At 59.5% G+C, this 18,656-nt stretch carries 21 protein-coding genes; 12 read left to right on the top strand and 9 right to left on the bottom strand.

The features are described 5' to 3' along the window. Nucleotides 1-110 precede the first annotated feature (110 nt). Entirely contained in the window at nucleotides 111-839 is a 729-nt protein-coding gene (locus LKE65_RS00105; protein ID WP_278739898.1) for a TetR/AcrR family transcriptional regulator, read from the top strand. On the opposite strand, the gene LKE65_RS00100 is transcribed toward LKE65_RS00105, so the two are convergent. Together LKE65_RS00100 and LKE65_RS00095 are read right to left on the bottom strand one after the other, a co-directional pair. Continuing rightward, nucleotides 778-1,176 (bottom strand): GlcG/HbpS family heme-binding protein, encoded by a 399-nt coding sequence (locus LKE65_RS00100; protein ID WP_278739897.1) that lies wholly within the window; start codon nucleotides 1,174-1,176, stop codon nucleotides 778-780. The genes LKE65_RS00105 and LKE65_RS00100 overlap by 62 nt on opposite strands. Before the next feature lie 135 nt (nucleotides 1,177-1,311). Beyond that, entirely contained in the window at nucleotides 1,312-2,190 is an 879-nt protein-coding gene (locus tag LKE65_RS00095) for a LysR family transcriptional regulator (protein ID WP_278739896.1), read from the bottom strand. 221 nt (nucleotides 2,191-2,411) lie between these two features. Here LKE65_RS00095 and LKE65_RS00090 point away from each other — a divergent pair, with 221 nt between their 5' ends. The 3 genes from LKE65_RS00090 to LKE65_RS00080 all read left to right on the top strand — a co-directional run bounded on the left by LKE65_RS00090 (nucleotide 2,412) and on the right by LKE65_RS00080 (nucleotide 5,178). Then, on the top strand, nucleotides 2,412-3,095 hold the full coding sequence (locus LKE65_RS00090) for a type 1 glutamine amidotransferase domain-containing protein (RefSeq protein ID WP_278739895.1): 684 nt from the start codon (nucleotides 2,412-2,414) through the stop codon (nucleotides 3,093-3,095). A gap of 10 nt (nucleotides 3,096-3,105) precedes the next feature. Then, nucleotides 3,106-4,185, top strand: coding sequence for an SDR family oxidoreductase (locus LKE65_RS00085; RefSeq protein WP_278739894.1), 1,080 nt, complete (start codon nucleotides 3,106-3,108; stop codon nucleotides 4,183-4,185). A 102-nt stretch (nucleotides 4,186-4,287) separates the two neighbouring features. Beyond that, nucleotides 4,288-5,178 (top strand): aldo/keto reductase, encoded by an 891-nt coding sequence (locus LKE65_RS00080; RefSeq protein WP_278739891.1) that lies wholly within the window; start codon nucleotides 4,288-4,290, stop codon nucleotides 5,176-5,178. 23 nt (nucleotides 5,179-5,201) lie between these two features. Here the strand turns inward: LKE65_RS00080 and LKE65_RS00075 are convergent, their stop codons facing one another. Continuing rightward, nucleotides 5,202-5,795 (bottom strand): glutathione S-transferase family protein, encoded by a 594-nt coding sequence (locus tag LKE65_RS00075; RefSeq protein ID WP_278741703.1) that lies wholly within the window; start codon nucleotides 5,793-5,795, stop codon nucleotides 5,202-5,204. Nucleotides 5,796-5,904: 109 nt separating this feature from the next. On the opposite strand from LKE65_RS00075, the gene LKE65_RS00070 reads away from it, so the two are divergent. From LKE65_RS00070 to LKE65_RS00055, 4 genes are all read left to right on the top strand, one after another. Continuing rightward, nucleotides 5,905-6,459 carry a TetR/AcrR family transcriptional regulator gene (locus LKE65_RS00070; RefSeq protein ID WP_341461202.1) on the top strand — a complete coding sequence of 185 codons (555 nt, stop codon included), beginning with the start codon at nucleotides 5,905-5,907 and terminating at the stop codon, nucleotides 6,457-6,459. Next, entirely contained in the window at nucleotides 6,456-6,974 is a 519-nt protein-coding gene (locus LKE65_RS00065; RefSeq protein ID WP_278739887.1) for a GNAT family N-acetyltransferase, read from the top strand. Before LKE65_RS00070 ends, LKE65_RS00065 begins: the two co-directional genes overlap by 4 nt. Next, nucleotides 6,968-7,972: a zinc-binding dehydrogenase gene (locus tag LKE65_RS00060; protein ID WP_278739886.1), complete on the top strand. Its 1,005-nt coding sequence runs from the start codon at nucleotides 6,968-6,970 to the stop codon at nucleotides 7,970-7,972. Before LKE65_RS00065 ends, LKE65_RS00060 begins: the two co-directional genes overlap by 7 nt. A gap of 308 nt (nucleotides 7,973-8,280) precedes the next feature. Next, entirely contained in the window at nucleotides 8,281-8,805 is a 525-nt protein-coding gene (locus LKE65_RS00055) for an alpha/beta fold hydrolase (protein WP_278739885.1), read from the top strand. A 354-nt stretch (nucleotides 8,806-9,159) separates the two neighbouring features. Here the strand turns inward: LKE65_RS00055 and LKE65_RS00050 are convergent, their stop codons facing one another. Then, a complete protein-coding gene (locus LKE65_RS00050; RefSeq protein WP_278739884.1) occupies nucleotides 9,160-10,107 on the bottom strand; it encodes a GlxA family transcriptional regulator in 948 nt (315 codons plus the stop codon). A gap of 81 nt (nucleotides 10,108-10,188) precedes the next feature. Between LKE65_RS00050 and LKE65_RS00045 the strand changes: the two genes are divergently transcribed. Further along, nucleotides 10,189-10,884: a DJ-1/PfpI family protein gene (locus LKE65_RS00045; RefSeq protein ID WP_211555683.1), complete on the top strand. Its 696-nt coding sequence runs from the start codon at nucleotides 10,189-10,191 to the stop codon at nucleotides 10,882-10,884. A 530-nt stretch (nucleotides 10,885-11,414) separates the two neighbouring features. Here LKE65_RS00045 and LKE65_RS00040 read toward each other — a convergent pair. The 3 genes from LKE65_RS00040 to LKE65_RS00030 form a co-directional block, all read right to left on the bottom strand. Continuing rightward, on the bottom strand, nucleotides 11,415-11,891 hold the full coding sequence (locus tag LKE65_RS00040) for an MBL fold metallo-hydrolase (protein WP_278739882.1): 477 nt from the start codon (nucleotides 11,889-11,891) through the stop codon (nucleotides 11,415-11,417). 114 nt (nucleotides 11,892-12,005) lie between these two features. Then, nucleotides 12,006-12,413, bottom strand: a complete 408-nt coding sequence (locus LKE65_RS00035) for a tautomerase family protein (protein ID WP_152832560.1) — start codon at nucleotides 12,411-12,413, stop codon at nucleotides 12,006-12,008. Between the two features lie 16 nt (nucleotides 12,414-12,429). Beyond that, on the bottom strand, nucleotides 12,430-14,073 hold the full coding sequence (locus tag LKE65_RS00030; RefSeq protein WP_152832562.1) for a GMC family oxidoreductase: 1,644 nt from the start codon (nucleotides 14,071-14,073) through the stop codon (nucleotides 12,430-12,432). A 166-nt stretch (nucleotides 14,074-14,239) separates the two neighbouring features. On the opposite strand from LKE65_RS00030, the gene LKE65_RS00025 reads away from it, so the two are divergent. After that, on the top strand, nucleotides 14,240-15,115 hold the full coding sequence (locus LKE65_RS00025) for a LysR family transcriptional regulator (RefSeq protein WP_152832564.1): 876 nt from the start codon (nucleotides 14,240-14,242) through the stop codon (nucleotides 15,113-15,115). Between the two features lie 174 nt (nucleotides 15,116-15,289). On the opposite strand, the gene LKE65_RS00020 is transcribed toward LKE65_RS00025, so the two are convergent. Continuing rightward, nucleotides 15,290-16,372: an IS5 family transposase gene (locus LKE65_RS00020; protein WP_278741702.1), complete on the bottom strand. Its 1,083-nt coding sequence runs from the start codon at nucleotides 16,370-16,372 to the stop codon at nucleotides 15,290-15,292. Between the two features lie 77 nt (nucleotides 16,373-16,449). Continuing rightward, on the bottom strand, nucleotides 16,450-16,812 hold the full coding sequence (locus LKE65_RS00015) for a winged helix-turn-helix transcriptional regulator (protein WP_034927508.1): 363 nt from the start codon (nucleotides 16,810-16,812) through the stop codon (nucleotides 16,450-16,452). Between the two features lie 115 nt (nucleotides 16,813-16,927). Between LKE65_RS00015 and LKE65_RS00010 the strand changes: the two genes are divergently transcribed. Beyond that, nucleotides 16,928-18,052 (top strand): alkene reductase, encoded by a 1,125-nt coding sequence (locus tag LKE65_RS00010; RefSeq protein ID WP_278739881.1) that lies wholly within the window; start codon nucleotides 16,928-16,930, stop codon nucleotides 18,050-18,052. A gap of 16 nt (nucleotides 18,053-18,068) precedes the next feature. After that, the coding region (locus LKE65_RS00005; RefSeq protein ID WP_278739880.1) for an aldehyde dehydrogenase family protein at nucleotides 18,069-18,656 on the top strand (588 nt) is incomplete at its 3' end.

Here is an 18,656-nt window from a genome sequence, read left to right as displayed (position 1 = left end):
GGACGATAATTAATGTGCAGATATTGGTGGTCGTTCGTCAAGCATATTTGCCGGTCGGTCATCTGTTTCGTTAGAATGATTTTCAAAGTGCAGAGAGGGACGGAGCCAGGATGGCAGTCGAAAACAGAGCTGCTTCGTCGAAACAGAAGCGGCGTCGCCTTGATCCGGAGGATCGCGAGCGCGAGATCATTGATGGTGCCGTCGGGTTCTTTGCGGAGGTCGGCTTCGACGGAGGGCTGCGCGATCTGGCAAAAAGACTCGGGATCACGCACCAGAATCTGTTCCGCTATTTCCCGACCAAAGAGGCGCTGATCGACCGGGTTTATGAGGAAGTCTATCTCGGGCGCTGGCAGGTCGAATGGGAGGTGCTGCTCGCTGACCGTACCATCGCGCTTGAGCAGCGGCTCATGCAGTTCTACCGGTCATATCTTCAGGCCATCTTCCGCTATGACTGGGTACGGATATTCGTCTTTGCCGGTCTGAAGGGCGTTGGCATTACGCAGCGCTATCTGGAACTGGTTCAGGCGCGGGTCGTGGAGCCATTGGCACGGGAACTGCGGGCGGCCACCGGTCTTCCTGACACGAGCGAGGTTCCGCTGTTGCCGGAAGAAACCGAACTGGCCTGGGGCTTGCATGGTGAACTGTTTTATCTGGCGGTTCGGCGTTGGGTCTATGACATGAAAGTCCCTGACGACCTGGATATGGTCGTCAGGGTCGCGGTGGTGAAGTTCCTTGCCGGAGCGCCAAGTGCCGTGCGGCTGCTCCATGAAGACACTGTCAGAACGCCTGCACCCCAGCCTGGGCGACGCGCTCGTCCTGCTCGCCGGAACCCCCGCTGATTCCGATCGCGCCGACGATCTGCGCGCCACGCTGGAGCAGCACGCCGCCTGCGAAGATCATGATGCGCCCGTTATTCGAGGCATGGATGCCGAAGAATGGGCCGCCTGGTTGGCTGTATTCGGCAAGGTCGGCCGTGCTCATATCGAACGCGCGGGCTGTGAAAGCCTTGTTGATCGCAATGTCGATCGCGCCGATCCGTGCGCCGTCCATTCGGGCATGCGCGACGAGATGGCCGCCAGCATCGACCACGGCGATGTTCATTGGCTGTCCGATCGTCAGGGCCTCGGCTTCGGCCGCCGCGATGACACGCCTTGCGTCTTCGAGGGAGCAGGTCATGGGCACCTCCATAAGTGACCGAACGGTAAATAAAGAAATGGGCAGCCACCGTCAAGCTCGGCAGAGTCTGCGTTGTCGTCGACTGGAGAGTTGGGATCGGATGGATGGTGAATAATGATACCCGATAACAAAACGCTATTCGGATAGTGCTGCCAGCAATGCATCACGAGCAAAAGCCACGCGTGGTTGCCGGAGCGCGGTGCGTGCCCACACCAGATGGAATGAGTTGCGTGGTACAGCTATCGGTGCTTCGATTTCCCGGAGGCTGCCGGCCTGCCGCTGCTCCTGCGTCAGGTAGTCCGGCATCACCGACCAGCCAATGCCCGCAATAAGCATCGCACGCAGTACGCGCATATCCGGCGCGGTAGCAACCGGCGGTCGATCGACAGAAAGATCGTTCGCGCTCAGCCATGTGCGAAGCAGCGGACGTTCGAGATCATAGGCGATATGGGGCACGATGCGCAGTCCGTCTGCCAGACCCAGATCATGGATACGGTCGGCGATTTCCGGGGTGGCCACGGCCTGAAGGGTCTCCGTCCCGAGCGGGATCCAGTCCAGGCGCGGGTCTTCCGGTACGGACGCCGTCAGTCCGAGATGGACCGCGTCCGACAGCAGCCAGCCATACAGGGCGTCTCGCCCCCCGATATGCAGTCGCAGGTCCAGTCCCGCTTTGATCAGCGGGGCGAGGCGCGGAGCAACATATTCGGCCAGATACTCCGCCGGAGCCGCCAGATGCAGCGTTCCGGTGAGATCGGCCGATCGCGCTTTTACTGTCGCCAACGCCGTTTCGGCCCGGTCGAGCCCGTCGCCGATTGCCGCCGCCAGATCGTCCGCAGCTGGGGTTGGGCGTACGCCTCGGGCGTGACGGACGAACAGCGGTCGCTCCAGCTGAGCTTCCAGTGACGCGATATGTTGCGAGACAGCTGGCTGTGTCAGCGACAATGCCCGCGCTGCTTCGCTGATTGAGCGGCATCGGTGGACTTCGACAAAGGTGCGCAGATGGATGAGTGACATCAATTACCCATAACAGAAGTTATGGAAGGCCATCGATAAGCTTTGATGTCGTGATGGGTCTCTCTGACTTAAGCTGTTGCATTCATTCAGGAGAAACAGTCATGCAAAGTCGCCGGAGAGTGATTCTGGGTGCGGGGGCCGCCAGTCTCGTGGGAAGAGGATCGGCCGCTGCCCCGGCGCGGCGGCATGACACGGTCGGGAAGCGTGGAGGCAAAACACAGATGAAAATCCTTATGATTGCGACGTCTGCTGATCGACTGGGGCAAAGTGGTCACGCGACTGGCGTATGGCTTGAGGAGCTGACGACGCCGTTCTACGCCTTCCGGGATGCGGGTGCGGACGTCACGCTCGCCTCCATCGCGGGCGGCGCCGTGCCGGTCGATACACGGAGCGTGAAAGAGGCGGGGCAGAATGAGGCGTCAGTGGATCGCTATCTGGCGGATCCGACACTGCGGCAGACGGTCGCCGAAACACCGAAATTCACGACGATTGATGCGGCTGGTTTCGACGCGGTCTTTCTGCCCGGAGGCCACGGGACGATGACGGACTATCCCGAGAATCCTGACCTTGCGCGTCTGATCGAACTGTTCGATCGGAGCGGACGGATTGTCTCCGCTGTCTGTCACGGTCCGGCTGGGCTGCTGTCGGCGCGGAAGCCCGACGGGACGCCATTCGTTGCCGGACGCCGTGTCAGTGCTTTTGCCGATAGTGAAGAACGGGCGGTTGGATTGGAACACACGGTGCCGTTCCTGCTTGAAGACCGTTTGCGTGCATTGGGCGCCATTTATGAAAAAGGGCCTGATTTTGCGTCGTTCGCCACGCAGGACGGTACTCTTCTGACCGGTCAGAATCCGGCCTCGGCGGCCCGTGTCGCGGCTTTGGTGGTCGAACGGCTCAAGGTGTGAGAGAACGACCATGACACAACCCATCGCTCTGGTCGCCGGAGCAAACGGCATCATAGGCAATGCCACAGCACAGGAACTGAGGCGTCAGGGCTGGAAAGTCCGGACGCTGGGGCGGCATGCGGTCGCCGATTTTGAGTCCTTGACCGCCGATCTGACGGATGCCGCGTCCACGCGGGAGGCGCTGGTTCACGCGGCGGACACGACGCATCTGTTCTACGCCTCGTTGTCCCCGGACCCGGACCTTGCGATCGAAGCAGACCGTAATGCCGGAATGCTGAGTCATCTGCTTGATGGCCTTGAGGCCGCCAGAGCACCTCTTCGGCGCGTCGTGATCTACCAGGGCTTCAAGATCTACGGCATCCATCTTGGCGCTGCGGTCCGCACACCTGCTCGCGAGAGCGATCCGCCACACATGCCGCCGAACCTGTATATGGCGCAGGAGGACGTTCTGCGGAGATATGCCGAACGCGCTTCGTGGGATTACGTCGCTCTGCGCCCGGATGTGGTAGTCGGCGACGTGATCGGCAATCCGATGAATATTGCCCTCGTTGTCGGAGTTTTCGCCGAAATTTCGCGGGCTCTTGGCATTCCGCTACGTTTTCCCGGCACCGAGCGTGCCTATCGTCAACTCGTCCAGTTTACGGATGCCGGGCTACTGGCCCGCGCCAGTCACTGGGCGGCGGTGACCCCGCAGGCAGGCGGAGAGGCGTTCAATGTCACGAACGGCGATGTCTTCCGATGGGAGCGAATGTGGGAGGATGTCGGATCGCATCTCGGTCTTGCGATTGCGTCGCCGGTGCCCCTGACACTCACGTGGCATATGGCTGACAAGGGGCCGTTATGGCGCGCTCTTGCCGAGCGGCATGGATTGGTCGAGCCGGATATCGCCCGGCTTGTGGGGTGGGGATTCGGAGACTTCATTTTCCATACGGAAACTGACGTTATCTCGGACGTGAACAAAATTCATCGTTTCGGCTTTTCCGAGCGAATGGACTCCACGGCATCCCTGATTGGCGCGCTCGCCCGGTTGCGGGAACGCAAGGCACTCCCATCTCTATTTGAAAAGACACTTTCCGTCCTGCGATCGTGATCGACGCTATTGCCTGTTGCGGTCGCCGATCGACATTCGACAAACTGGCGGAGACATCGGTGTGGCGGGAACGGGACAATCTTCTTGAGGAAAGGCAGCACGATGAGTATTTCCAGTCATAATGCCATCAAATCAGGCACCTTCAGGATCGGTGGCAATCTCGACGTCAATCGCCTTGGTTTTGGCGCGATGCGGATCACCGGCAAGGGCATATGGGGACCGCCCGCCGATCATGACGAGGCCATCCGCACGCTCAGGCGCCTTCCCGAACTGGGTGTCAACTTCATCGACACGGCGGACGCCTACGGTCCGGACGTTTCCGAATGGCTGATCAGGGAGGCGCTGCATCCCTACCCGAGGGGCCTCGTGATCGCCACGAAGGGCGGCCTGACCCGTTCGGGGCCGGACATATGGAAGCCGGTCGGGCGACCGGAATACCTGCTTCAACAGGTGCATAAAAGTCTGCGCAATCTTGGCGTCGAACAGATCGATCTCTGGCAGTTGCACCGCATCGATCCAAAGGTTCCGGCGGACGAACAGTTCGATGCGATCAGGTCGCTGCTCGATGCAAAACTCATTCGTCACGCTGGTCTGAGCGAGGTGTCCGTCGAAGACATCAAGGCGGCATCGAAGTTCTTTGATGTGGCAACGGTCCAGAACCGTTACAATCTGGTCGATCGCACCAGCGAAGATGTGCTCGACCATTGCGCCGCTCAAGGCATCGGATTCATTCCCTGGTTCCCGCTCGCTGCTGGCGATCTTGCAAAACCCGGCTCGATCCTTGATACCGTGGCGGGGAAATACTCTGCGACGCCAGGTCAGATCGCGTTGGCGTGGATTTTGAAGCGCAGCCCGGTCATGCTGCCGATTCCAGGAGCCTCCAGGGTTGCACATCTGGAGCAGAACGTCGCTGCCGTCGACATTACATTGTCGGATGAAGATTTTGCTGCGCTGGACGCTGAAGGCCGCAAGGCGTTCCAGTCGACTACCTGATGGCCGTGTGAAGCATCTGCTGATCACAGACCCGGCATGGAGATAAAACCCGGCAGATTCCGGACGCGATCGAACCAGCGTCCGAGGGCCGGGTAGGGGGCAAGGTCGATACCGCCCTCGGGTGCCAGTGCGAGGTAGGGAAAGAGAGCGCAGTCAGCGATCGTAGGGTGACCGAGCGCAAACCAGTCCTGTGTCTCGACATGCGCATTGAGCAGCGGCAGGAGTTTGTCGGTCCAGCGCATGGCGGTCTCCATATCAAGGGGGGAGCCGAATTTGCGGATCAGACGGGCAGTGTTGGGGCCGTTGCGTACCTCGCTCGACGCCACGGAAAGCCACTGTGTGATGGTGGCCTGTGACATGGCATCTTCAGGCCACCAGCTTCGGTCCGTCAGCCGACCGGCGAGGTAGACCAGAATGGCCTGGGAATCCCGGAGTATGAGGTCGCCATCCACCAGGACGGGGACTTCCCCGAACGGGTTCAGTTTCCGGAAATCGGGATCATGGTTCTCACCCGACGCAAGATCGACAGGAACGAGGTCCAGCTTCGTACCGGTAAGGCCCGCGAAAAGCCGGATCTTGTAGCAGTTTCCGGAGACATCCAGATCATAGAGTAGCATCACGGGGTGTCCTTTGACCGGAGATAGGAGGGCAGGAGGCGGACGGGACTTGCCCGGCGGCACCATGCATCCTACTGTGACGAACGACTGTTCGTGCGTCAAAGGCGAAATGAGAGAACCCGTTCCTATCCACCGGATTGTTGTCGAAGCCCGCGAACTGTTTCGCGAGTATGGCTACGAAGGGGCATCCATGCGCGATCTGGCCGATCGCGTGGGTCTGCGTCCGCAAAGCCTCTACACGCGCTTTCCGTCAAAGGAATCGCTGGTGCGCGAGGTGCTGGCCCTGACGCTCGACGACGCGCTGGTCGGTCTTCCGGATCCTGAGACGGACTGGCGTGCGGCCTGGCGGACACTGATCGGGCGGATTGCGGAAACGTTCGAGACACGGGGGCGCTGCGTGGGGTTGCATCTCGCCTATGGCGTGACGGCACAGACACCGGATGCCCAGAACGCGGTGCGGGCGTTCTTCGCGCGATTACGCGATGTGATGGCGGGGATTCTGGATGCCGGGACAATTTTCGAACCGGCGTCCGTTGCAGCGGATACTCTTGCGCAACTCGAAGGGGCAACGCTCTGGATCACAACCGAAGGCGACATGGAGCCTCTCCGGCATGCTGTGGAGCGTGCCTTGCGTGTTGGTGATCAGGAAGGGAGAGCAATGTGATCGAAACCGAAAGATTGCGTCTCTCGCTCCATCATATGACGGATTTCCACGATCTGCGCGCGATGTGGAGCGATCCGGATGTCGTTCGTCACATCAGCGGCATTCCATCGTCGGAACAGGAAAGCTGGTTTCGCCTTCTCCGTTATCGGGGCCTTTGGGGTCTTCTGGGTTATGGATACTGGTGCGTCCGCACGAAAGCGGATGGGCGCTATGTTGGCGATGGCGGCTTCGCTGATTGGAAGCGCGAGGTCGAGCCTCCTTTGGGCACCGTGCCGGAAGCCGGCTGGGTTCTGGCGCGCTGGGCGCATGGCCAGGGATTTGCGACCAAAGCGCTTCAGGCTGCATCGGCATGGATGGATGGGCGCAGTGTGGACCGCACGGTTTGCATCATGGCGCCGGAAAACGGCTCATCCCGCAGAGTAGCTGAGAAATGCGGATATTTCCTGAAGGGCAATGTCCGTTTTGGGGATCGGCCGACGGTGCTTTTGCAGCGGGACAGGAGACATCAGTGGTGAACGCACACGCATCCACATTTCGCGCTTGGACCTGGCAGGTGCCGGGTGAGCCTGAGCAGCTTCGGCTGGAAATGCGGGGTGCCATTTCGCCAGGACCGGGTGAGATCGTCGTGCGCAATACCATGATCGCGCTTAATCCCGTTGACTGGAAAGTCATTGCCGTCAGTCCCGATGGGTGGCGGCCGGGGCATGTGCCGGGCGTGGACGGTGTCGGAATTGTCGTGGAGGTTGGAGACGGCGTGGACGTCCCCTTGGGAACGCGGGTCGCATATCATCAGGGGCTCGGCAAACCGGGTAGCTTCGCGGAATATACGACCGTGGATGCCGACTGCGCGCTGGTTATTCCCGATGGTGTCAGCGACGAGAGCGCCGCCGGAATTCCGTGTCCGGGGCTGACGGCGTGGCAGGCGCTTGCCAAGGTGCCGGATAGACCGAACCGAGATGTGCTGGTGACCGGGGCAGGCGGTGCCGTTTCGCTGATCCTGGCGCAACTGGCACTGCGTCGGGACTGGCGCGTCTGGGCGACCGCGTCGCCGGTTCATCGCGAACGGCTGCTGGCGCTGGGCATTGCCGGCACGTTCGATTATCGCGATGAGGGCTGGCGTGCGCAATTGGTTGCAGCACTCGGGCCGCGCCGCCTCTTTGCTGCATTCGACACCACGAACGGAGCGTATGCGCGGGGTCTTGCGCCGCTGGTGGGGTATAACGGGCATCTGGTCTGCATTCAGGATCGCCTGGAATCGCCACCCCTGCCGCCATTCACGACGGCGCTGTCCCTGCATGAAGTCGCGCTGAACAGCGCGCACGGCCACGCGACGACGGAGGAATGGCGGGAGTGGCGCCAGGCCGGAGCACAGTTGTTCGACGCTGTCCGGATTGGTGCCCTGGATCTTCAGCAGCATATCGTCACCGGGTTCGATGATCTGCCGGCAAGCCTCTCCGCCCTTAAGCACGGGCGCATCAACGGGAGGAAGATTCTCGTGCGCATTGAGGCTTGAAGCCGTAATACCAGCGTGCCCGTGCACTTAGCGACGTGCGCAAGTAGAGTTTCCAAACTGTGTGGTGACTGACTTCGGGCTGCCATGGATCCCGTGGCGTAGACTGATGGCAGATCTGGGGGGAAGGGAAAGTCCGCTATCTGCGCTTGAACGTAAAATAGCAGACGTTCTTATTCACCTAAACTGTATGTCGAACGATGTGAAAACCTTCCTCTGGTATGGGCGGCGTGAAACCTTGAGAAGGTAACGTTGTCGTTGATAATCTCACTGCACGATCCAGAGCAATTCAACCGTATGAAAGCCATTGAATGTTTGACACAGGGAAGTTTGTATCCGTTGGCGATACAAATTTGTTTGTCTCTGAAGCCGGGAACCCAAAAGGAAGAGTTATAGTCCTGCTTCATGGTGGCTTGCAGAGCCGTCTCGATTTCATCCCACTCGCAAAGCATCTCTCAGAAGATTACAGGCTGATTGCTATTGATACGCGTGGGCATGGTCGATCCGGGATCGGGACCGCCCCTCTGACATATCGACAGCTTCAGGATGACTTTACCGTGGTTCTTACCACGATGGGGCTGCAAAAATCCGGTATAATTGGACATAGTGACGGTGGCATTGTCGCTTTGCGGCTGGCTGCATCGCGTGCCGTACAACCGGAGTTCGTCATAGCGGTCGGCGCGCATTGGGTGTTGCCGGAAAATGATCCGGCTCGGCAGATTTATCAGACGATCACTCTTGAAAAATGGCGTGCGATGTTCGGGAGTCAAATATCGGTCTACAACGTGGAAAATCCCGACCCGGATTTCGGCAAGCTATTCACGGCGGCGACGTAGATGTGGCTCGGCTGCGATGAAGATGCCTATCCCGGCGCGTCTGTAAAAAACATCCGGTGCCCTCTGCTCGTAGTGCATGGTGACGACGATATGCTGGTGTCGCGGCAACAGGCCTTCGACCTTACTGAGCAGGTCAAAGGTGCCAGGTTACTTAACCTGCCCTTCGCTAAACACACGCTACTTGAAGACATGCCTGAGAGTGTTCTTCCCTTCTTACAGGATTTCATCACGCGCGTTACAATCTGAAGGCTAAGCAGTTTTATGTCCCGTCATAGCAATCCCTTTCTGATTCCCCAATGTCTGCCATGAGGCGATTTCCGCCGTGTCCGCGTTGTCGGCCATGAGGAAGGGGTCTTAACTCCTTGCCGCGTTCCGGCGCATTGCCTGCGGCGGGAGGCCGAAAACACGGAGGAAGGCACGGCGCATGCGTTCGGGGTCGCGAAAGCCGGTTGCCACGGCGACCATCTCGATTGGCGTCATGGAATGCTCGACCCGCTCGCGCGCCGCTTCCAGCCTCAGCCGCTCGACGGCCCGGGCCGGGCTCATGCCGACAGACAGGCGGAACGCCCGTGAGAAATTGCGCGGACTCATGGAAGCCTGTTCCGCAAGCGCCTCCACGGTCAGCCGTTCGGCAAGATGAGACCTGATCCAGCCTAGAATTTCCGCGATGCGTCCCTCGCCGTCGCTCATGTCGAGCAGCGCCGAAAACTGTGATTGCCCGCCTGGACGGCGGTAGAACACGACCATTTGCTGCGCGACGCGCCGGGCCACTGCCTCCCCGAGATCCCCGGCGATAAGCGCCAAGACCAAGTCGATCCCCGCGCTGATGCCTGCGGACGTCCAGACCGAGCCGTCTTGGATGTGGATGGCATCCGGATCGACCCGAATAGTCGGGAACAGACGTGCCAGTTCCTCCGCTCTTTCCCAGTGAGTCGTGGCGCGCCGTCCCTCTAGCAAGCCGGCCGCCGCCAGAAGAAACGCACCCGAGCAGACGCTGCAAACCCGCCGCGCGCGTGTCGCCTGAGCCTGGAGAAAAGCGCGCAACTCTGGGCACCGCATGGCATGACGGCTTCCATCCCCTCCTGCGACGATCAGCGTATCGAGCGGAGCGGCTTGCCGGGCCGCCGTCGTTTCCAGCGCCACACCCGACGAAGAGCGGACCAGACCGCCGTCGCGCGACAGGATCGTAAGGACGTAGGCGCGATCCGCCATGCGTCCGGCGATCTCGAACGCCGCGATCGGCCCTGTCGCGTCGAGGATCTGAAAATCGGGATAGAGAAGGATGCCGATGTGCCGGATCATGGCCTAAAATGAGGGATCCGTGTCCTTTCGTCAATCGGCGGAACGAGGGATAGTGATATGGTCACATGAAGGAAGTGTGCTTTGAGCCAGCCCCCGTTTCGCATCCTGTTCGCTGTCTATCCCGGTATGACGCAGCTTGATTTCACCGGGCCGCATCAATTTCTCTCCCGCATGCCGGACAGCGAGACGCTCGTCGCGAGCCGTGACGGCGGAGAGGTTCCAAGCGAAGGGCTGGTCTTCGCCGGCACGTTGCGCCTTGGTGACGTTTCAGGCTGCGATCTGCTCTGCGTGCCAGGGGGTCTCAATGCCCTGGATGCGGCGCTGGACGAGCAATTCATCACCGAGATCCGTCGCCTTGCCGACAGCGCGCGCTATGTGACCTCGATCTGCACCGGTTCGCTGATCCTCGGAGCAGCTGGCCTGCTTCGGGGGCGGCGTGCGGCATGCCATTGGGCTTGGCGTCATCTGCTGCCGATCTTCGGCGCGATCCCGGATGAGGGGCGTGTGGTCCGGGACGGTAACGTGATCACCGGCGGCGGCGTGACAGCGGGCATTGATTTCGCGCTGACCGTTCTGGCGGAGATCGCTGGAGCCGAGGTGGCGCAAAAACTTCAGCTCGGCCTCGAATACGCACCGGCTCCGCCATTCGATGCCGGTCGCCCCGAGACGGCATCGCCGACGATCCTGGCGTGCTACCGCGAGGGGATTGCGCCGCTTCTTGTCAAACGGGAGGTCCAGGCACGCGAGGCCGCGGCCCGCCTTTCCACCAATTCCTGAACCGGAGTTCCGTCGATGTCCCGCCTGTCTGAACTGGGTTTATAGAAGGCCGTTTTGGGCGCGCAAGGCGTTTACAGTCTCTGGAACTGCTGGGTGTCATGATGAATGACCGCTTTGCGGAGTGAACTCATGTACAACCAGCGACCGGAATGACGGCGAATTCAGACCGTCTTGATTTCTATCTTTTATACCAGTCAATCAACGTTTAGCCTCTGATGCGGAGGTCCGGGCCATCAAGCCGGTGTGGAACCGTCGTGGAGGCAGTGCAGTATGACTTTGGTGAACGGCTCCGAGAGTGACGGAGACTAACCAACTGTAGGCGAAGCATCGAGATTGGTTATTTCCCGCCAAATTTCGTTCCGCCAACCAATTTCCGCTTCAACCGGACGCTGACTTTTGTCGTGACTTGTTGGGACGATGGCTCTGTCCCACGCCCGGTCTATCGCGGCTCACCTGACAATGGCGGCTTTCGGCCCGCTACGATGACTACTTTGATGCCTGACTTGTAGGCGACGACCGGTATGGATAGACTAAAGATCGTAAGTCAGACGGAATGCGTCTTTGTAGTTCTCTATTGTCGCTCTAACCGGTGCATTAAAATGTACGCCCGTGACATATCGATTATTGCGGGGAAGTTCGGTTAAAATCTTACGGCGTGTCTTTGCGGCCAAGCCGGGATTGTGATCAAAAGCAAATGTGACGTCAGGCCGAGCTACCTGAATATGGGGGAAATGCAGGACATCGCCCCAGATCAGGAGAGAGTCGTCTTCACTTTCCAAAAGATAGCCGGAATGACCTGGCGTATGCCCTGGTAAGTGGACGGCTATGATCCCGGGGAGCAGAACATCTCCGCCCTCGAAAGGTGTTATCTGCTGCTGGTAAGCATCAAGGACATTGCGAGCAACGTCGAACAGGCGCTGATGTGCAACATGTAGGATCTGGAAAGCCGTCACTGGGTATAAGAAGAATAATCGTTGTCGCGCCATGTGTGCGCTACTGGCGGTCATGCTGGACCGTGACGAGAAAGGAACCGGCCTGAGAGCTGAGTGCCTTCATCTACAGAAACCCGGCTTCGTTGCAGACAAGACCGGAGGGATTCCCGGCCTTGCCTGCAAGTCAGATCACGAGACCTTGGGTGTGCCGAGCTTGCCAGTGAGGAACTGCGCCTCGCCGTTACCGAACGACCAGTCGGCATCTGTGTTCTCGACATAATTGACCATCACGTCGCTGGCCGCGATGCCGCATTTCTCAGTCAGAGCCTCGGTCAGCAGCCGGTAGAACGCGGTCTTCTCCTCGACCGAACGTGGGCGTGTCGTCACCGAGATAATCATCACATCGTCGGTGCGTTCGATGCCAAGTCCGGTATCCTCGATCCGGACACGGCTTTTCTTGTGCTCGTACACAATCTGATACCGGTCACGCGGCGGCACCCCGAAGGCATCGAGCATTGCCTGATGGGCGGCGTCCAGAATACCAGCCAGTTCGGTCTCGGAGCGGCCTTCGAGCAGGTCAAAGCGGATAAGAGGCATGAAAGTAATCCTTCGTTCAGGCGACAAGCGCCGGGATTGCCGGTGATTTGGCAGCAGCGAGAATCATCGCCGCGGCTTTCTCACCGATCATGATGCTCGGAGCATTGGTGTTGCCCGAGGTAATTCGAGGCATAATCGAAGCGTCCGCCACGCGGAGCCCTCCTATGCCATGCACACGCAGTTCGTGATCGACCACGGCCTGCGCTCCCTGTCCCATGGCGGCGGTGCCGACGGGATGGAAGATAGTCGTGGAGATTTCCCCCACTGCCTTTTCCAGTTCGGCATCGCTTTGCAGCGACGGTCCCGGACGGAACTCTTCGGGCCTGTAACGCGCGAGTGCCGGCTGCGCCACAATCCGTCGTGTCAGGCGCACGGATTCAACGGCGACGCGACGATCCTCCTCAGTGGAAAGATAGTTCGGATGAATCGCAGGCGGTGCGGCGGGATCGGCCGACTTGAGATGAACGCTGCCACGGCTCTCCGGACGAATATTCGTGACCGCAGCGGTAAAGGCGGGGAACGGGTCGAGCGCGCCCCCGAAGGCCGCAAGACTGAGAGGCTGGACGTGATATTCCAGGTTCGCCGTCGCATAGCGCGGATCGGATCGCGTAAAGACGCCCAACTGGCTGGGTGCCATCGACATGGGGCCAGAGCGGGTAAGCAGATATTGCAGCCCGATCCTCGCCTTGCCGAACAGCGACCCGGCCTCGGTATTAAGTGTCTCCACACCGCTTACCTTGTAGGCCGTACGAATCTGGAGATGGTCCTGAAGATTTTCGCCGACGCCGGCAAGGTCTTTCACGACATCGATACCGAGTGTTTGCAGCCTCTCTCCGGGGCCAATTCCAGAGCGCTGCAGGATCGCAGGGGAGCCGATCGCGCCTCCCGAGAGGATCACTTCGCCGGAAGCCCGGGCGGTATGAACCGTTCCATCAATCTCAAAGCGGACACCGACCGCGCGGCCGTCCCGGATCAGCACGCGATGCACCAAGGCACCGGTTTGGACGCGAAGATTGGGCCGTTTCATCGCCGGGTGCAGGTAGCCACGCGCGGCGCTCCAGCGAAACCCGTTTTTCTGTGTCACCTGGAAATAGGAGGAACCTTCGTTGTCGCCCCGGTTGAAATCGTCCGTCTTCGGGATGCCAGCCTGTTCAGCGGCGTCGCGAAAGGCATCGAGCAAGGACCAGCTCAACCGTTGCCGATCGACATGCAACGGGCCGCCCACGCCGTGAAAGGCATTCCGGCCAACGACATTGTCCTCGGCCCTGATGAAATAGGGCAGGACGTCGTCCCATCCCCAGCCTGTATTGCCCAGTTGCCGCCAGCCATCGTAATCGGCAGCCTGTCCGCGCATGTAGATCATGCCGTTGATCGATGAGCATCCCCCCAGCAGACGTCCGCGCGGATAGTTCAGGATGCGGTTGCCGAGATGAGCCTCGGGATCGGTTTTGAACATCCAGTCGGCACGCGGATTGCCCATCGCGAACAGATAGCCGACCGGGACATGGATCCAGATCCAGTTGTCATTGCCGCCGGCTTCCAGAACCAGCACCTTGTTGCGTGGATCGGCGCTGAGGCGGTTTGCAAGAACGCACCCCGCGCTTCCGGCGCCGATCACAATATAGTCGAACTCACCAAAATCTTCGGTCTTGGTCGCCATGCGACGAACTCCTCCCCTTTGGCCGGAGGGCTTGCGGGCCATCGCGCGACTGCTGCGCTGCATCCGGTGGAGGGAAGGTTATTCTTCGACATGTCGCGCGGGAAATGACGTGGACGTGAAGAATTAGAATTGACTGAATGTAAAGCAGTCCAATATGGAATAGTTTATGGAGATCAAGATATTACGCATGTTCGTCGCGGTCGTGCGTGAGGGAGGCTTTTCGCAGGCAGCCAAGGCGGTGCTGTCCACTCAATCCACGGTGAGCAAGGCAGTGAAGCGTCTGGAGGATGAACTGGACCTGCTCCTCATCGACCGGGGAGCGCCTGGCGCCACACTGACAGACGCCGGCGAAGTGGTGTTCCGCCGGGCACTTGCCATCCTGGCCGAGCGCGATGACCTTCTACTGGAACTGGGAGAATTGCGCGGCCTGAAGCGTGGTGTGCTGCATCTTGGCTTACCCCCCATCGGCAGCGACACGCTGTTCGCACCGTCTTTCGTGGCCTTCCGGCACCGTTATCCCGGAATCGAAATCCAGTTGGTCGAACGGGGATGCCAGGATCTGGAGCATCTGCTGCGTGCGGGTGAGATCGATCTGGCTGGTCTGCTTCTGCCCTTTGGCGATGAATTCGCGTGGCAGGACGTCTGTTCGGAGCCGATTGTGGGCGTGGTTTCAGCCAGCCATCCGCTGACGGCGCGCGAATCGGCACCGATTGCCGCATTTGCAGGCTCCCCTTTCCTGCTGTTCGAGACAGGGTTCTCGCTGAACCAGATCGTGCTCGCCGCCTGTCGCCGCAGTGGCTTCACACCGAATGTCACCGCACGCTCCACCCAGGTTGAATTTCTCTTCGACCTGATCGCGGCAGGTCTCGGAGTTGGTTTCCTGCCGCGCATGATGGTGGAAGCGCGCCAGCATGACGGTATCCGCGCCATTGCGCTCGACGATCCTGATATGTGCTGGCACATGGCGCTCGCCTGGCGACGGAACGGCTATCTTTCGGAGGCGGCCAAGGCGTGGCTTGCGCTGGTCCGGCGGCCGGCATGATTTTTCGGCAACTCTACGCGGGTTTGAAAGCGTGCCGGAATTGGAGGGATCGAAGAACTATTGGTTGATGTACCTTGGTTTTGATTTTGGGCTTTTGGCGTGCTGATTGACGCTATCTGGGGTAGCATTCGATCTGCGTTTTGAGCAGATCGAGTGTTGTCCCCTGCTGAATGACTACGCGCTCGCGTTCAATCTTTCGAGGAAGAGGAAGCGGCGCATGTTGTAGACGATATTGGCCAGGCCGATCCTCATGGTGGCTCGGGTGATACCGACAGTCCGGACAAACAGCCCCGCCTGTGACTTCTGATCGGCAAAGACATGCTCGACACGCGAGCGGATGACCGACTTTCCAGCATTTGATTTCTGGATATGCCGGGGCATAGGCTTGAGATGCGGCTTTTTGCGATGAACCTTGGAGACAAAACCCTGCTTTTCCATGAAGTCTTCGTTGGCTTTTGAGCGATAGGCCGTGTCGGCCCAGACACTTGAGGCCGTATTGGTTTTATCCAGAAGCCCCTCTCTCAATCGCGCGCCATCACTGGCAGCGGCATGCGTTGTTTTCCATTTGCGGATGAACCGGTATTTCCGATCGATGGAAACATGCGATTTATAGCCAAAGAACGGGATGGCGAGATCGCTGGATGGCATGGTTCCATCATCCTGCCGCTTCGCCTTCGTGAACTTCAGTGTCCAGCGCGCATGACGATCCTTGTGCGACAGCTTTGCGGGTTTGTCCTGCCAGTCTTCAGGAATACGTCCTTCCCGAAGATCGGCTTTCTCTGCATTGGTGTTCCGCTGCTTCGGAGCCGCTACCAGCGTGGCATCCAGGATCTGGCCTGACATCGGCAAATACCCGGCGTTGCGCAGGGTCGCATCAAAGCGGTTGAACAGCCCATCGATCGCACCCGCCTGGGTCAGACGCTCGCGAAACAGCCAGACCGTTTTGGCATCCGGCACCCGATCTGAAAGTCCCAGCCCAAGGAAACGCATAAAGGAGAGGCGATCGTTGATCAGATATTCCGTCCGCTCATCAGACAAATTGTTGAGCGTCTGGATCACCAGAATTTTGAACATCAGCACCGGATCAAATGGCGGTCGTCCGCCTTTGCTTCCATCGGAATACGCCAGAGCCTTCTCCAGGTCAGGGCGGAAGACTTCAAAATCCACAGTCCGGGAAAATGCTTCGAGCTGATCACCAAGCCCGCTCAGCCGGGCAAGCCGCTCTTCAACGTCAAAAAATCCCGCCTGCTTCATGATCCATACTCCAATCAACGCAAGGAAAATGGAATCACAGAGCAGACCTCAATACCAGAGGGTTTTTCGAACCCTCCATCTCAATCACCAGCTTTGTTCCGCTGGAGAGAATGCGCATACCGATCTCCCCATGTTTTGAGTGCCTGAATAACTGGTTTCAGGGTTTTGCCCAGATCGGTCAGGGCGTATTCCACATGCGGTGGCACCTCGGGGAAGACGGTGCGTGACACCAGGCCGTCTGCCTCGAGTTCGCGCAACTGGTTGGTCAGCATCCGCTGTGTGACATTGGGCAGGCGGCGGCGCAGTTCGCCAAACCGCAGCACCCCGTCCTCGAACAGGTGATACAGGATCAGCGCCTTCCATTTCCCACCAAACAGTTCGAGCGTGGCTTCCACCGTGCAACCGGGGCTACAGGCCAGCGTGGTGTGACGGATGCGGGGCATGGTATCATTCCTGACACTAGTGGCGGTTTATGTGCGTTCTTGCGCACATGATGAGGCGGGTCAATGTTTACATAAAGGCCGGACGGATGGCCTGAATTTGTGAACAAGGACGATCATGTCTTCATCTTCGTTATTCGGGCCAGTGCAACTGGGCGACCTGCTTCTTGAAAATCGGATATTCCTGCCGCCGCTGACACGCTGTCGCAGCACCCAGCCGGGAGACGTCGCCAATGCGCTGATGGCGGACTATTATGCACAGCGTACGCAGGCGGGTTTCCTGATTACCGAAGGCACACAGATCGAACCTCGCGGACAGGGCTATGCCTGGACGCCGGGCATCTATTCACCCGAACAAATTGCGGGCTGGAAATGTGTCACAGATGCCGTGCATGCAAAGCAACGGCCCATCTTTGCGCAGTTGTGGCATGTCGGTCGCGTCTCACATCGTGCGTTGCAGCCCGGTCATGAGGCACCGATCGCCCCGTCGGCGGTTGCGGCAACAGGCGTGAACGTCTTCATCCCCACGGGGCCGGGCACAGGAAAGCTGGTGCCGCCTGACATGCCGCGCGCACTCTCCATCCCCGAAATCCATGAACTGGTGGAGATGTATGCGCAGGCAGCGCGCAACGCGCTGTCCGCAGGCTTCGATGGGGTGGAGATCCACGCGGCCAATGGCTACCTGATCAACCAGTTCCTATCCGAACGGGCCAATTTCCGCACCGATGCCTATGGCGGCAGCCTGTCCAACCGCCTGCGCTTCCTGCGCGAGGTGGTGGAGGCCGTTTCCGCCGTGGTCACGCCCGACAGAATGGGCGTACGGTTTTCTCCGCTGTTTGGTACGACCACGGAAGAGCGCGTCTATCTCGGCCTGCTGGAGGACAATCCGGCAGAAACCTATACGGCGGCCGTGCGCGTGCTGGCAGATGCAGGCATCGCCTATGTCTCACTGGCCGAGGCTGACTGGGACAATGCGCCGGAAATGCCGGATGCCTTTCGCGCCAGCGTGCGCGACATCTTTGGCGGCCGCATCCTGTACGCGGGCCGTTACGACCTGCACAAGGCACAGCATGTGCTGGGCCATGGATGGGCGGACATGATCGGCTTTGGCCGGAAGTTCATCGCCAATCCGGATCTGCCTGCGCGGCTGGAACATAACTGGCCGCTCAATCCGCTGGACCCGGCGACGATGTATGGCGGCAGCGCACATGGCTACACCGACTACCCTTTCCATAATCAATAAACAGGGAAACGGACCAATGAGTTTTTACCAGACCCTCAACCCGACCACGGAAATCGTGGAACGCACGTTTGAACTACATACTGCCGTGCAGATGAAGGCGATTGTCGATCGTGGGGACCATGTGTGGAAGACCGACTGGAAAAAGCGTGACATCGCCGAGCGTAAAGGCATCATGTCAAAGGCCGCCGATCTGCTGCGCCGCGACCGTGTGGCCCATGCGCGCCTGATCGCGACCGAAATGGGCAAGGCGCTGCCGGACGCGCTGGAAGAAATCGACATCACCGCCGATATCCTGTCCTTCTACGCCGATGGCGCGGAGAAATTCCTCGCCCCCACGGATCTGAAGGTCAAGGAAGGCCGTGCAAAGATCATCAATCAGCCGCTGGGCGTGATCTACTGCATCGAACCCTGGAACTTCCCCTATTATCAGCTTGCCCGCGTGGCAGGACCGAACCTGATGGCGGGCAACGTGGTCATCGCGAAACACGCGCACAACGTGCCGCAATGTGCGCTGGCCTTTGAAAAGCTGTTCCATGACGCAGGCGCGCCTGCTGGCGTCTATACCAATATCTTTCTCGACAATGACCAGTCCGCTGAACTTATC

This window comes from Acetobacter fabarum (genome assembly GCF_022483405.1).
In the GTDB taxonomy this organism is placed as follows: Bacteria; Pseudomonadota; Alphaproteobacteria; order Acetobacterales; family Acetobacteraceae; genus Acetobacter; species Acetobacter fabarum.
This window is presented reverse-complemented; position numbering and strand designations above follow the sequence as displayed.

Excerpts from the sequence above, each read along its gene's own strand:
- LKE65_RS00025 (WP_152832564.1), top strand. The coding sequence starts at position 14,240 with ATGGAGATCAAGATATTACGCATGTTCGTCGCGGTCGTGCGTGAGGGA.
- LKE65_RS00010 (WP_278739881.1), top strand. The coding sequence starts at position 16,928 with ATGTCTTCATCTTCGTTATTCGGGCCAGTGCAACTGGGCGACCTGCTT.
- LKE65_RS00080 (WP_278739891.1), top strand. The coding sequence starts at position 4,288 with ATGAGTATTTCCAGTCATAATGCCATCAAATCAGGCACCTTCAGGATC.
- LKE65_RS00090 (WP_278739895.1), top strand. The coding sequence starts at position 2,412 with ATGAAAATCCTTATGATTGCGACGTCTGCTGATCGACTGGGGCAAAGT.
- LKE65_RS00070 (WP_341461202.1), top strand. The coding sequence starts at position 5,905 with ATGAGAGAACCCGTTCCTATCCACCGGATTGTTGTCGAAGCCCGCGAA.
- LKE65_RS00050 (WP_278739884.1), bottom strand. The coding sequence starts at position 10,107 with ATGATCCGGCACATCGGCATCCTTCTCTATCCCGATTTTCAGATCCTC.
- LKE65_RS00015 (WP_034927508.1), bottom strand. The coding sequence starts at position 16,812 with ATGCCCCGCATCCGTCACACCACGCTGGCCTGTAGCCCCGGTTGCACG.
- LKE65_RS00035 (WP_152832560.1), bottom strand. The coding sequence starts at position 12,413 with ATGCCTCTTATCCGCTTTGACCTGCTCGAAGGCCGCTCCGAGACCGAA.
- LKE65_RS00095 (WP_278739896.1), bottom strand. The coding sequence starts at position 2,190 with ATGTCACTCATCCATCTGCGCACCTTTGTCGAAGTCCACCGATGCCGC.
- LKE65_RS00105 (WP_278739898.1), top strand. The coding sequence starts at position 111 with ATGGCAGTCGAAAACAGAGCTGCTTCGTCGAAACAGAAGCGGCGTCGC.
- LKE65_RS00055 (WP_278739885.1), top strand. The coding sequence starts at position 8,281 with ATGTTTGACACAGGGAAGTTTGTATCCGTTGGCGATACAAATTTGTTT.
- LKE65_RS00040 (WP_278739882.1), bottom strand. The coding sequence starts at position 11,891 with ATGACCGCCAGTAGCGCACACATGGCGCGACAACGATTATTCTTCTTA.
- LKE65_RS00085 (WP_278739894.1), top strand. The coding sequence starts at position 3,106 with ATGACACAACCCATCGCTCTGGTCGCCGGAGCAAACGGCATCATAGGC.
- LKE65_RS00075 (WP_278741703.1), bottom strand. The coding sequence starts at position 5,795 with ATGCTACTCTATGATCTGGATGTCTCCGGAAACTGCTACAAGATCCGG.
- LKE65_RS00100 (WP_278739897.1), bottom strand. The coding sequence starts at position 1,176 with ATGACCTGCTCCCTCGAAGACGCAAGGCGTGTCATCGCGGCGGCCGAA.
- LKE65_RS00030 (WP_152832562.1), bottom strand. The coding sequence starts at position 14,073 with ATGGCGACCAAGACCGAAGATTTTGGTGAGTTCGACTATATTGTGATC.